The organism is Corynebacterium sp. AOP40-9SA-29 (genome assembly GCF_052377405.1).
Taxonomy (GTDB): Bacteria; Actinomycetota; Actinomycetes; order Mycobacteriales; family Mycobacteriaceae; genus Corynebacterium.
The window spans coordinates 274006-286793 of record NZ_JBQSWR010000004.1; the positions used below are offsets into that span (position 1 = coordinate 274006).

11 protein-coding genes and 1 riboswitch are annotated in these 12788 nt (G+C 67.3%); of the genes, 5 read left to right on the forward strand and 6 right to left on the reverse strand.

Annotated elements, in window-relative coordinates; translation table 11 throughout:
- Positions 1–19: 19 nt before the first annotated feature.
- Complete coding sequence (gene ilvD / locus ACT3SZ_RS09490) at positions 20–1726, forward strand: dihydroxy-acid dehydratase (RefSeq protein ID WP_444618286.1); 1707 nt, start codon at positions 20–22, stop codon at positions 1724–1726.
- Between the two features lie 25 nt (positions 1727–1751).
- Positions 1752–2477, forward strand: coding sequence for a lysophospholipid acyltransferase family protein (locus tag ACT3SZ_RS09495; RefSeq protein ID WP_444618287.1), 726 nt, complete (start codon positions 1752–1754; stop codon positions 2475–2477).
- Here the strand turns inward: ACT3SZ_RS09495 and ACT3SZ_RS09500 are convergent.
- The 4 genes from ACT3SZ_RS09500 to ACT3SZ_RS09515 all read right to left on the reverse strand — a co-directional run bounded on the left by ACT3SZ_RS09500 (position 2462) and on the right by ACT3SZ_RS09515 (position 5885).
- Complete coding sequence (locus ACT3SZ_RS09500) at positions 2462–3496, reverse strand: ABC transporter substrate-binding protein (RefSeq protein ID WP_444618288.1); 1035 nt, start codon at positions 3494–3496, stop codon at positions 2462–2464. The two genes, ACT3SZ_RS09495 and ACT3SZ_RS09500, sit on opposite strands and share 16 nt — an antisense overlap.
- Positions 3493–4263 (reverse strand): ABC transporter permease, encoded by a 771-nt coding sequence (locus ACT3SZ_RS09505; RefSeq protein ID WP_444618289.1) that lies wholly within the window; start codon positions 4261–4263, stop codon positions 3493–3495. The genes ACT3SZ_RS09500 and ACT3SZ_RS09505 overlap by 4 nt, the downstream gene beginning before the upstream one ends.
- A complete protein-coding gene (locus ACT3SZ_RS09510) occupies positions 4260–5033 on the reverse strand; it encodes an ABC transporter ATP-binding protein (protein WP_444618290.1) in 774 nt (257 codons plus the stop codon). The genes ACT3SZ_RS09505 and ACT3SZ_RS09510 overlap by 4 nt, the downstream gene beginning before the upstream one ends.
- A riboswitch (TPP riboswitch) is annotated at positions 5023–5120 on the reverse strand. (Overlaps the previous gene by 11 nt.)
- A 30-nt stretch (positions 5121–5150) precedes the next feature.
- A complete protein-coding gene (locus ACT3SZ_RS09515; RefSeq protein WP_444618291.1) occupies positions 5151–5885 on the reverse strand; it encodes a helix-turn-helix domain-containing protein in 735 nt (244 codons plus the stop codon).
- Positions 5886–5940: 55 nt separating this feature from the next.
- Here ACT3SZ_RS09515 and ACT3SZ_RS09520 point away from each other — a divergent pair, with 55 nt between their 5' ends.
- Positions 5941–7215, forward strand: coding sequence for an MFS transporter (locus tag ACT3SZ_RS09520; RefSeq protein WP_444618292.1), 1275 nt, complete (start codon positions 5941–5943; stop codon positions 7213–7215).
- Here the strand turns inward: ACT3SZ_RS09520 and ACT3SZ_RS09525 are convergent.
- The gene (locus tag ACT3SZ_RS09525; RefSeq protein ID WP_444618293.1) at positions 7120–8277 is read right to left on the reverse strand and encodes a calcium:proton antiporter; all 1158 of its coding nucleotides are present in this window, start codon (positions 8275–8277) and stop codon (positions 7120–7122) included. The genes ACT3SZ_RS09520 and ACT3SZ_RS09525 overlap by 96 nt on opposite strands.
- A gap of 886 nt (positions 8278–9163) precedes the next feature.
- Here ACT3SZ_RS09525 and ACT3SZ_RS09530 point away from each other — a divergent pair.
- On the forward strand, positions 9164–10282 hold the full coding sequence (locus tag ACT3SZ_RS09530) for an alpha/beta hydrolase (protein ID WP_444618294.1): 1119 nt from the start codon (positions 9164–9166) through the stop codon (positions 10280–10282).
- 3 nt (positions 10283–10285) lie between these two features.
- Here ACT3SZ_RS09530 and ACT3SZ_RS09535 read toward each other — a convergent pair whose 3' ends face one another.
- Complete coding sequence (locus ACT3SZ_RS09535) at positions 10286–10930, reverse strand: TetR/AcrR family transcriptional regulator (RefSeq protein ID WP_444618295.1); 645 nt, start codon at positions 10928–10930, stop codon at positions 10286–10288.
- Positions 10931–10996: 66 nt separating this feature from the next.
- Between ACT3SZ_RS09535 and ACT3SZ_RS09540 the strand changes: the two genes are divergently transcribed.
- Positions 10997–12418, forward strand: coding sequence for a DHA2 family efflux MFS transporter permease subunit (locus ACT3SZ_RS09540; protein ID WP_444618296.1), 1422 nt, complete (start codon positions 10997–10999; stop codon positions 12416–12418).
- Positions 12419–12788 lie beyond the last annotated feature (370 nt).

Below are 12788 nucleotides of genomic sequence, written 5' to 3' on the forward strand. Positions count from 1 at the left end.
GATCCACTAGAATTGTCGTATGGAACACACTGCGAAGCACGACATCAAGCCCCGTTCCCGTGACGTGACCGACGGCCTAGAGAAGACCGCCGCGCGAGGCATGCTCCGCGCGGTGGGTATGGGAGACGACGACTGGGACAAGCCGCAGATCGGCGTTGCCAGCTCCTGGAATGAGATCACCCCCTGCAACCTCACCCTCAAGAAGCTCGCCGGCTTCGCCAAGGAAGGCGTGCACGCCGCCGGCGGCTACCCCCTGGAGTTCGGCACGATCTCGGTGTCCGACGGCATCTCGATGGGGCACGAGGGCATGCACTACTCCCTGGTGTCCCGCGAGGTTATCACCGACTCGGTGGAGACAGTCATGTCCGCCGAACGCCTCGACGGCTCCATCGTGATGGCCGGTTGCGACAAGTCCATCCCCGGCATGCTCATGGCGGCGGCCCGCCTGGACCTGTCCTCGGTGTTCCTCTACAACGGCTCGACGATGCCTGGGCAGGCGCGCCTGAGCGACGGCACGGAGAAGGAAGTCACCCTCATCGACGCCTTCGAGGCCGTCGGTGCCTGCCGGGCGGGCAAGATGTCCGAGGAGGACGTGGGAATCATCGAACGCGCCGTGTGCCCCGGCGAGGGTGCCTGCGGCGGCATGTACACCGCCAACACCATGGCCTCGGCTGCCGAGGCGATGGGCATGAGCCTGCCGGGCTCCGCCGCCCCGCCGGCGATCCACCGCAACCGCACCGAGTACGCCCGCCAGTCCGGCAAGGCCGTGGTGGGGCTGCTGGAAAAGGGGATCACCACCCGCGACATCATCACCCGCGAGTCCCTGCTCAACGCCGTGGCCGTGGTCATGGCACTCGGCGGGTCCACCAACGCGGTGCTGCACCTGATGGCCATCGCCCATGAGGCGGAGGTGGATCTGAAGCTGCAGGACTTCAACGACGTCGGCGACCGCGTGCCGCACTTCGGAGACCTCAAGCCGTTCGGACGCTACGTGATGAACGACGTCTTCAAGGTCGGCGGCATCCCCGTGGTCATGCGCGCCCTGCTGGACGCCGGGCTCATCGACGGCAGCTGCCTGACCGTGACCGGCCGCACCGTGGCGGAGAACCTCGCCGAGATCAACCCGCCGGACCCCGACGGCAAGATCCTGCGCAGCCTGGACGAGCCGCTGCACGCCACCGGTGGGCTGAGCATCCTGCGCGGCTCCCTGGCCCCGGAGGGCGCGGTGGTCAAGACCGCCGGCTTCGATGCCGAGGTCTTCGAGGGCACCGCCCGAGTGTTCAACCAGGAGAAGCCGGCGATGGACGCCGTGCTCAACGGCGAACTGAAGAAGGGCGACGTGGTCGTCATCCGCTACGAGGGGCCCAAGGGTGGCCCCGGCATGCGCGAGATGCTGGCGATCACCGGCGCGATCAAGGGTGCCGGCATCGGCAAGGACGTGCTGCTGATCACCGACGGGCGCTTCTCCGGCGGTTCGACGGGCCTGGTCATCGGCCACGTCGCCCCGGAGGCCGTCGACGGTGGACCGATCGCCTTTGTCGAGGACGGTGACCCGATCCGGGTGAATATCCCCTCGCGCAGCATCGACCTGCTCGTCGACGAGGAGACCCTGGCCCGACGGGCCGAGGGGTGGACGCCGCCGCCGAACCCGAGGCTGCACGGGGTGCTGGGCAAGTTCGCCAAGCTGGTGCAGTCCGCCTCGGTGGGCGCGGTGACGAACGTATAACACCGCATTCGATAGGGTGCTTACCATGTCGAAAGAAATGTCCCGCGTGGCGCGCTCCCTCATCACCACCGTCGATGGGACGCCCCCGGTACCTCGTCACCGCCCCCGGAGGCCCTATGACCTCGCCAAGAGCCTACTGATCGGGCTGTTCTGGGCGCAGAACATCCGGGTACGCATCGAGGGCGCGGCCAATATCCCGCTGACCGGCGGGGTGGTCCTGACCCCCAACCACCGGGCCTACTACGACATGATCCCGGTGCACGGCCCCTTGGTGGTGCGCGGTGACCGCAAACCCCACGCCCTGCTGAAGAAGGAGGCCTTCGCCAACCGGTGGGTCTCCGCACTGTTCCTCGAACTCGGCGGCATCCCGGTGGACCGCACGCCGGGCAAGGGCGGGGGATCACTCACGGAGGCGTCGGACGCCCTGGCCCGTGGTGAGGTTGTGGCGGTCTTCCCGCAGGGCACCATCCGCCACGAGGCGGAGATCGGCGAGCTGAAGACCGGCGCGGTGCGTCTGGCAGCGCAGTCCGGTGCCATGATCGTGCCGGTGGGCTGCTCGGGCACGCAGAAACTCTGGACCAAGGGGCAACGCCCCCGCCTCGGCGGACGCCGGGTGACGGTGCACGTGGTCGTCGGTGAACCCTTCACCGCCAGCGGGGACGTGGCCGCCGACAACCAGGAACTGCGGCAGCGGATGCAGCAGGTCAAAGATAGGGCGGATGAGGCATACCGGAGCTACTCCGGCAGGTAGTCGTCCGTGGTGGCCGCCCCACCGTCCACCAGGGTGTCCAGCAGACCGTTGTCGCGCAGCCAGTCGGCGTAGTCCGCCCAGGCCTGCGGGTCCTGCACACCGAAGGTGGTGTCGCCGTCATTGTTGCCCTCGCGCAGGATGTCCACGGTGGCGTCGACCATCTTGGCCAGCAGGTCCGGGTCATAGGCACCCTGGGTCACCGGGGTCATTGCTTCGACCGCCAGGTCGGGGTCCTGCAGGGCGGCGTCGTGACCGGCGGCGGTGCCGGCGAGGAACCGCCGGATGCGGTCGGCGTAGTCGGCGTCCTGCGCCAGGCGCGTGGGGTTGGCGATGATCACCAGCTCCGCGGAGGAGGGGATGCCCATCTCCGTGGCGCTGAGCGTGGTGATGTCGGTGCGTTCGGCCAGTTCCACACCCTCGATGTTGGGGTAGGCGCCGAAGATGGCGTCGACCTGGTCGCTGAGCAGGGCCTGGTTCAGGTTCTGCTGCACATTCGGGGTGGTGATCGTGGAGCCATCGAAGCCGGCTTTCTCGGCGATGAAGTCCAGCGAGGCGGTCTGCGAGGGCGAGCCGGAGGTCGCCACCGTCTTACCCTCCAGGTCCGCCGGGGTGGTGATGCCGGAGGACTTCTTGGTGATCAGCGAGTTCAACGGGGTGGGGATCAGGGCGCCGACGTTGATCACGTCCAGGCCCTCGGCGCGGGCGAGGATGGTCTCGGTCTCGTAGCTGATGGCCAGATCGGAGCGTCCCAAGGAGACGTCCTTCGCGGCATCGGCGGTATTGCCGGGCAACAGGAACTCCACGTCCAGGTCCTGATCCTCGTAGGCACCGGTGTGCTCGGCGGTGTAGAGCGCCAGGTGGTCGGGGTTGGGGTTCCAGTCCAGCAACACACGGGTCTGGTCCGCGGAGGTGGAGGAGTCCTCGTCGGAGGCGCAGGCGGCGAGGGAGAGAACCGTGGCGGCGGTGACGAGTACGGCGGTGGGACGGGAGAGCAGCTTCATCATGGTGGAGGGGGTCATCGTGAGCCTTTCGGTGCCCAGGGGCAGCAGAGTCGTTCCAGCAGGGTGGCGGTGAGCAGGAGGAGGGCGGACATGAGGGTGAGGACCACGACCAGGGCGAACACGTAGTCGGTCTGCAGCCGGGGGATGGCCTGCATCAGCAGGTAGCCGATGCCGTCGGAGGAGCCGGTGTACTCGGAGAACACCGCGGCGACCGGCGCATAGGTCACCGCGACGCGCAGCCCGGCGAAACCGGCGGGCAGGGCAGCGGGGAAGCGTAGCCGCCAGAACACCGAGGCGCGGGTGCCGTGCATGCTGCGCATCGTGTCCACCAGCCGGTCATCCACCCCGCGGATGCCGGCGAGCAGGTTCATGGCGACGGGGAAGAAGCAGACCAACGCCACCACGATCACCTTCGGCAGCATGCCGTAGCCCAGGGCGATGGTGAGGATCGGGCCGAGCACGATCGTGGGGATCGCCTGCGAGGCGATGAGCAGTGGGGTGAATGCCCGGCCGATGACCGGCAGGTACCCGGCGGCGACGGTGACCAGCAGGGCCACGGCCACGCCGGCACCGATACCGAGCAACGTTTCCGACACCGTCAGCCATGTCGCGGAGGCCAACCGATCGGCCCAGTTGACCTGCAGGGCGGTGAATACCGCCCCCGGTGACGGCAGAACGTAGTCCTCCACCCGGTCACCGGCGGTGGCCCAGAGCCACGCCAGTGCCACGAGGACGATCGTGACCACCGGCGGCAGCACGGTGGTGGTGAATCTGCGGACCATCATGCACCCCCGGCGAGTTCGCGCAGCAGCGCCGAGCGGGCGGCGGCGAACCCCGGGTCGGCCAGGACGTCCTCCCGGGCGCGTCCGCGCCGTCGGTCGAACCAGCCCTCGCGGCTGCGTCCGGCAGGCTCCACGCTCCCGTCGGCCACGAGAACCACGCGGTGGGAGAGCAGCAGGGCCTCGTCCACGTCGTGGGTGACCATGACCATGGTGGTGTCGGTGGTGCTGAGCACCCCGTGCAGCCAGTCCTGGATCTCGGCGCGGGTGATCGCGTCCAGGGCGCCGAGCGGCTCATCGGCCAGCAGCACCGGCTTGTCCGCCAGCAGCGCGCGGGCCAGGGCGGCACGCTGGCGCATCCCGCCGCTGAGCTGGTCGGGACGGTGCCGGGCATGGTGCTCCAGCCCGCACCACGCCAGGGTCTCGGTGGCACGTTTGCGTGCGGCACGGCGTCCCACGCCCCGGTTGCGCAGCGGGACGGCGACGTTGTCGCGCACGCTGAACCACGGCAGCAGGCTGTCGCCCTGCGGCATCAGCGCACAGTGGCCCAGCCGGGCGTCCGCACCGGAGCCGTCGCGCACGCGCACGGTGCCGCGGGCGGGTTCGAGAAGGCCGGCGACGAGATGCAGCAGGGTGGATTTCCCGCAGCCGGAGCGGCCGATGACGGCGATATGCTCCCCGGCGGGGACGGTGAGGTGCACGTCCGTGAGGACGGCGGGTGAATTCGGGTAGGCGACGTCGACATGGTCGAGCGCCACCGCCGGGACTTCCGGCATGGGACATTCCTCCGCTCATGTGAATGAGTTCAGGTTCAGCGGGTGTGATCTCAGCCCCTGCGTGCAGGGACACCCCGTGTCTGTTGATCTGTGTTCAGTTGGTGACAACATCATAGGCTATCGGTACAACGACCCCGGTGTCCGCCCGAACGAGGAACGGAATGCGGTGATGAACGCACTGGGGGAGGAGTAGCCGCACGCGGCGGCGACCTGCGTCACCGCGGCCCCGTCGGCCAGTAATAATGTGGCGCGGTGCAGCCGCACCTGATGACGCCACGTGGTGAACCCCATCCCGCACTCCGCCCGGAACAACCGCGACAGGGTGCGTTCACTCGCCCCCACCCGGCGTCCCAGCGCCGCCAGCGGGAGGCTGGCGGACAGGTCCTCCTCGACGACGCGCTGTACATCGCGCAGGCGTGGGTCGTGCACCGTGGGCAGCATCGTCGGCGGGGCGTCCGTGGCGACCAATTGGTCGGTGAGCACGCCGAGGAGGCGGTGTTGCGCTGCAGTGACCGGTGCGCCGGCGTCGGCGCAGGCCACGGTGAGTTCGCGGAACAACGGGGTCGCCGGCACCAGGAAAGGTAGCGGCGGGGTGCCGGGGAACTGTGGCACCCCGACCAGGTGCACCGTGGCGCTGCCGTGCACCGTCCAGCTGTGGATCGTGCCGGACGGGACGAACACGGCCCGCACCGACGGGGTGAACCACGTGCCCTCCGGGACGAGGACCTCCAGCACCCCGGAACTGGCGTACACGATCTGGTGGGTGTCGTGAGAGTGCGGGGTCACATCGGAGCCCGGGCCGAGGCGACGGGTCTCGGTGGGCGCGGTGGCGACGTGGCGGATTCCTGACATTGATAGTCAGTCTAGTGAAAGCGCGCCGGGTGCGGGGTCTGCGATGGTGGACCCCATGACCTCGCACGCCGCCAGTACCGCCGCCAGTACCGCCGCCAGACGCAGCGTCCGCCTGCTGTCCTACTCCCACGCCGCGGTCGACTTCTACCAAGGCGCGGTCGCCGCCCTCGTTCCCTTCCTCGTGCTGGAGCGGGGTTACGGCTACGCCGCGGCGGCCGGGGTGGTGCTGGCGTCCTCCCTGGCATCGTCGGTGGTCCAGCCGTTGTTCGGTGTGCTCGGCGACCGGTGGCGCATGCGGTGGCTGATCCCGGTGAGCATCGCCATCGCCGGGGCCGGCATCGCCGCGGTCGCGGTCTCGGAGGCATTGTGGGTGACCGTGCTGGTCGCCGCGGTGTCCGGCATCGGGGTGGCCGCCTACCACCCGGCCGCGGCGGGACGCGCCCGCCAGATCAGTGGCAACGACCACGTGGTGATGTCCTGGTTCTCCCTCGGCGGCAACCTCGGTTTCGCCGTGGCGCCGTTGGCCGTGGCCGCCACGGTCGGTGTGCTGGGCCTTCGCGCCAGCCCACTGCTCGCCGTGCCCGCAGTGACCGGGATTGTCGCGGCCGTGTGGGCCGGGCGCGTGCACGCCGCGCAGGACGCACCGGGCGGCGCGCCCGGTACGTCCGGTGCGTCCGGCGCGGCTGCACCGCGGGAGGACTGGGGGAGTTTCCTGCGCACCACCGCGGCGATCATGTGCCGCTCGGTCGTCTTCGTGGGCATCGGCTCCTTCATCGTGCTGTTCATGCACGAGTACCGGGGCGTGGGGGACGCTCTGGCCTCTGCCTCGCTGTTCGTGTTCTACCTTGGCGGCGCGGTCGGCACCGCGCTCGGCGGCCACCTCGCCCGGCGGTGGCCGCGCACCACGGTGCTGCGGGCGTCCTACCTGGTGGCCACGCCCGTGGGCGCGGGCATGCTGCTGATCCCGGGGCCCGTCGCGTGGATCTTCATCGCGCTGACGTCCGTGGTGCTCTACGTGCCGTTCTCCCTGCACGTCACACTCGGGCAGGACTATCTGCCGCGGCACCCCGGCACCGCCAGTGGGGTGACGCTCGGCCTGGCGGTCTCGGTCGGCGGGGTGGCGTCGCCGGTGATCGGGGCGGCCGCCGACACCGTGGGCCTGGAGGTTGCGCTGCTGCCGCTTATCGCCCTACCGTTGCTCGCCGCCGCGGTGCTGACCGGGGTGCGCGACCCCTCACGAGAACACGGACAGGGCGAAAACCAGGAAGAGCATCAGGTGCGCCGCCCCGTGGATCGCCGTGACCAGGCGGCCGGTGAAGCTCGCCACTGACAGCAGCAGCGTGACCGCCAGCAACACCAGGTTCGTGGGGGACTCGAAGAGCTCGACATGCTGGCCGGTGGCCATGCCGATGATCAGCACCGCCGGGATCGTGAGCCCCACCGTGGACACCAGGGCGCCGTGGCACAGGTTGCTGACCCGCTGGATCTCCCCGGTGTGGGCGGCGCGCACCGCGGTGATCGTCTCCGGCAGGAAGACGATCATGGCGATGAGCACACCGGACAGGGCCACGGGTGCGCCGGCGCGGGCCAGGCCCTCGTCCAGCAGCGTGGCCATGTCGTGGGAGAGCAGCACGATGGGCAGGACGGTGAGCAGCAGGATGATCGAGCGGGCGATGATCTCCGGGCGGTGCCCGGCGCTGGCGCTGGCCGCACCGTCGGCGCGCGGCGCCGGGGCGTCCTGCGTGGTTGTCTGCGCGGTTGTTTCGGCGGTGACCTCACGGAAGTCGGCGGCCTGCGCGCCGGTCTGGCGGTACAGGAAGTAGCCGTAGAGCACCACGGTGAGCAGCGCGATCGTCACCGCCTGGCCGGTGGTGTACGAGCCGTCCGACCCGATCAGGCCCGGCATCACGAAGGCCATCGTGGTCAGCACCACGAGCAGCGCGAGGTAGGACGAGGTGCCGGTCCGGTTGGGGGTGAGGTCGCCGTGGCGTGTGCCGCCGACGAGCAGCGCGACGCCGATGACGAGGTTGAGGATGATCATCGACACCGCCATCACCGAGTCGCGGGCGATGGTGGTGTGCTCGCCGGGGCCGAGCATCACCGCGGAGATCAGGATGACCTCGATGACCACGATCGACAGGGTCAGCACCAGGGTGCCGTAAGGGTCGCCGAGGCGGTGGGCGAGGTGTTCGGCCTGCGCGACCACGCCGAAGGCGCAGACGACGATCACGCCGACGAGGCCGAGAAGGATGGCGGTGAGTACCGGGGTGGAGAGATCGCCGTCGAGGACCGGGCCGGCGAGGAGGGTGGCCAGGAAAGTCCCCCAGCCGAGGATAAGACGCGCGACGACAGACGTTGTGAGGGTCTCGCGCAGGGCGGATGCACTGGTCATGATGATGTACCCGGAATCTTCCGCGGGGACGTCCCTGCTCGAGCGGTGTGCCGACGGGCCGTCCCGCCGGAGTTCGTGTTCGAGGCCATGCTAGCACCGGTGTGGAGGTGTGGGTGGGGGTGTGACCCGTAAGGTTCAAGTGGGATGCATGAATAGGTCGCGGGTGGCATGGGACATGAACCTGCAGGAGGTATGGGAGATGACTAGTCTCCTCACCAACTCAGCCTGCCTCAAGGAGCGGCATCGCCTGTCGCGGTCTCCTCTGGGGTAGCCAGATGCTACCGCTGGATGCGCATCGTGGGGTCGTCGTACTGGTCTGTCTGATCTGAGATAGGGGGAGGGGTAGGGGCTGGAGGTGCCTGTTGGTCTGTCTTACTTGGCATAGGGGGAGGGTTAGGGGCTGGAGGTGCCTGCTGGTCTTTCTTACTTGGCATAGGGGGAGGGGTGGGGACTGGAGGTGCCTGCGGTGCCGTTATGTTCTCGACGATCGTCTCGATGCCGGCAGCGATCCGCTCCAACGCCGCGACCTGTCGCCAGGCGGCAGCCTCGGTAAGATCTCCGGGCCTGTAGATGGGACCGGCGATGTCGGTCAGGTACCGAGTCAGCTGGTCGGCTGACCCGGGGTTGCCGATATCGACGGCGAAAGTCTCTGGTGAAGGTCCGAAAAAGCCCATTGGTGTGCCTGTCTCCTCTGATTGTGGTTTCCGTGTCAAATGTACGGGATCGTCCAGGCGGCGAGGGTCGAGCGGGCTTTATGTCGTTTGCAATGGCTGTGTACTACGCCAACTCGGGAATCCGTCGATGCAATTCGGGGCCGACGCTGGCGCGGGGTGGACTTCGGCTCTTTCGCCCCGCAGATACGTTTGTCCCGGTAACCTGCTTTTTCATGACGTTGCCCTTCGCGGGAAGTCCCGCACACCCCTCATCTCTCCTCCCCACACGATCCACCAAACTCGCCGCCGTGCTCACCGCCAGCGCTCTCGCCGTCGCCGTCTTGGCGCCAGCGGTCCTGCCACCGGCGGTGGCGGACGCAGCGGAACGTCCTGCGCCGTCCGGCTGCGAGGCGTACGTCCCGCAGGACGCCGAGGCGTCCTCCACCAGCGGTTCCGGAAGTCTCGGCAGTGCCAGCGACGAGACGGCGCTACCGCAGGACGCCACCGGCGCGCTCGAATGCCAGGTGCCGTCCCCGTCGATGGGCCGCGAGTTCTCCGTGATCGTGCGCCCCGCCCACACCGAGCACAACCCCAAGGTCGCCCTGTTCCTCGACGGTGCGGACTCCGGCGAGGTCAACGGCTGGGTGGAGAAGGCAGGCGCGCTCGACTACCTGGCAGGGGAGGACAAGACCCTCGTCTTTCCGGTCACTGATCCGTGGACCTGGTCGCAGAACTGGGACGAGGTCGCGCCCGGCGACGCCGACGACGCCCAGTTCGAGACCTTCCTCGTCGACGAACTGCCGGACTACCTTGAGAACTCTTTCGACGTGCCAGACGGCGGGCGGGGGACCACCGGCGTGGTCGGCCTGAGCGCTGGCGCCTACGCCACGATGAACATCGCCTCGAAGCATCCCGAGCAGTACAACTCCGTCTATGCGCTCAGCGGAATCTATGATCCGCAGTCGCCGGGAGGACGCTTCGCCATCGACATCACTTCCTCTCAGCTCAGTGACCGGGGGCGGGCTCCCTGGACATCCGAGGCCAGCCGTGCGGCGAACAATCCCACACTGAATCTGGACAATCTCACCATGCCGGTGCTGGTCAACGTGTCCACCGGCATCGTGCACCCCGAGGAGCTGCGGAGTGAGAACCCTTCGGCCGCAATGTTCCTTGGCGGTCCCGTGGAGACCGGGTCGTTCGTGATGACCGGGCAGCTCCAGGCCGAGACTGTTCGCCGGGGGCTGGATAACTTCGAGTTCCGCTATGACATTTTCGGCGGGCACACCTGGCCCACGTGGCGACGTGCGGCCTTCGATAATGGCACGATCTGGACGTTCTTGGAGCGGATCTGACTCCTAAGGCTGGACCCGTCGGGTGTTGCGTCGGGCCGAGCCCACCGGCTCCTGCTCGGCGGCCAGGGTAAGTACTTCGCTGGTGTTGTCTTCAAAGATGCAGGTCATGAGATTCTGTGCGTCGGGGTTGTCACCGGCGACTTCGGGAAGGCCGAGTCCGAGGACCGTGTTGATCAGCATCCCCTTGGCGAGGAATGCTTCGCACTGCGTGTCCGAGAGGCCCACGTCATCGCGCAGGACTCGGTAAATCCCCAGCATTCCTTCCCTGGCCAACGGGCCGAAACGGGGATGGTGGCCCAGGGTAAACAGGTGCATTGTGGTCAGGAGGATTCCTCGGTCTGCAACGAGGTCGACATAGGCTCGTCCGAGGACTGCCTGCATGTCGCTACCGGAGGTAGGGGGGAGGCTGCCCACCTCACGGAAGACTGTGGCGATGCGGTCGATCGCCCGCGACGCCGTCTCGGCGAAAAGATTCTCTTTGGAGCCGAAGGTGCGTACCACGTACGCCTGGCTTACGCCGGCGGTATCGGCGATGACATCGGTGGTCGCGCCGGCATATCCGCGTTCGCCGAAGACGAGGCTTGCCGCGTCGAGCATCAGTTCGCGGCGCTCGGCCGCAGGGATCCGTCCGGTTGCGCCATTGTTCACGTTGACAGGCTATCACTTGATTACTTAGATTAGTTGTAATCAATTGATTACAACTAAGGAGGCGTGATGGCTGACATCTCGGTTCAATCCCAGGACGTGAGGATGCGGCCCACATGGCTGGTGGTGCTCGCCGTGTCGTTGCCGATGTTCATGGCCGCACTCGACAACCTCGTGGTAACTAACGCTCTACCGGTGATCCGCGAGGATCTCGGTGCCTCGCTGGAAGCACTGACGTGGACCGTGAACGCGTACACCCTGAGTTTTGCCTCGTTGATCCTGATGGCTTCCGCCCTGGCCGACCGGTTCGGGCGCCGACGGGTGTTCATGGGCGGGCTGTTTGTGTTCACGCTGGCCTCCCTCTGGTGCGGATTCAGCGATGATGTCGGCATGCTCATCGCCGCTCGTGCATTGCAGGGAGCAGGGGGAGCAGCGGTCATGCCCCTCTCGCTGACACTGCTGAGTACCTCTGTTCCTCCGCGCTTGCGCCCCGCGGCGATCGGCATCTGGGGTGGCGTCTCCGGTCTCGGAGTGGCACTGGGGCCGATCATCGGGGGAGCCGTCGTGGAAGGGCTGAGTTGGCAGGCGATCTTCTGGCTCAACGTACCTGTGGGATTGATCTGTCTGCCGCTTATTCGCTATGCGCTTCCGGAGTCGCACGGCCGCCTCGAGCGGCTCGATGTCCTCGGCGTCATGCTGGCGGCTGGTGGTATCTTCACGCTTACCTTCGGCATCGTCCGCGGTAATGATGCCGGTTGGACCAGTGGTGAGATTCTCGGGTCGTTGGTAGCAGGCGTATCTCTGCTTGTCGCGTTCATTGCCTGGGAGGCCAGGGTGGAAGCCCCACTGTTACCGCTGCGGCTCTTTCGGAACAGGAGCTTTGCCGCGGCGAATGTGATCGGCGTGGTCTTCTCCTTCGGGATCTTCGGTTCCATATTCCTTCTGATCCAGTTTCTCCAGCTCGTTCAGGGAGCCAGTCCGCTCCATGCCGGAGTCATGACCATGCCCTGGACGCTGGCACCGTTGGTGGTGGCACCACTGACCGGCTTCATCACACCACGCACCGGGACGCGGCCGGTGCTGATCACCGGACTGCTGCTGATGGCGATCGGACTGTCCTGGATTGCTGTTCTTCTCGACCCTTCAGTGGAATACCGCGTTCTCGTTCCAGCATTTATCGCAGCCGGTGTGGGAATGGGCCTGGTGTTTGCGCCGTTGGCGACAGCCACGCTTCACGGGGTAGTGGCGGAAGACCAGGCGACGGCATCGGGGACTAACTCGACAGCCCGCGAACTCGGCATCGCGCTGGGAATCGCTGTGCTCACCGCCGTCTTCACCGGAGCGGGAGGCGAACTCACTCCGACCGGTTTCACCGAGCCAGCCGTCTCGGCAGTTCTTGTCGGTGCGTTGGCGCTCGTAGCTGCAGCAGCGACGGCCATGATGATTCCCCGGGAGTCCGGTACGGTGCCGTCTCAGTCGGACGTCACCTGACAGGTTGCGGGCAGAACATCACGCTGCGAGGGCCTGTTTTCCCGGACGGAGGCTTGAATTCACCAGGAAGGCAGGTTGACAATGGAATGAGTTCGTTACGGACCATTCTTGGCACTGGGGAGGGGAATGACCTACGCGCGGGGTTGTTCTTTTTGTGTATGACCATTCACGTCGCGTGAAAGAGCTTCCACTATGGGGGCCAAGTCGCATTTGCCGTCCCGTCTCACCCGTCGGTCTCCGGCACAGTATGCGCAGCGCAAACCTGTCCCGCGATAGACGGAGATGGGGCGCTGGCGACGGCCGGTCGCCCTGCTTGCCCTCGCGCTCGGCGGATTCGGCATCAGCGAGGCCCAATCGGGATACATCGTCA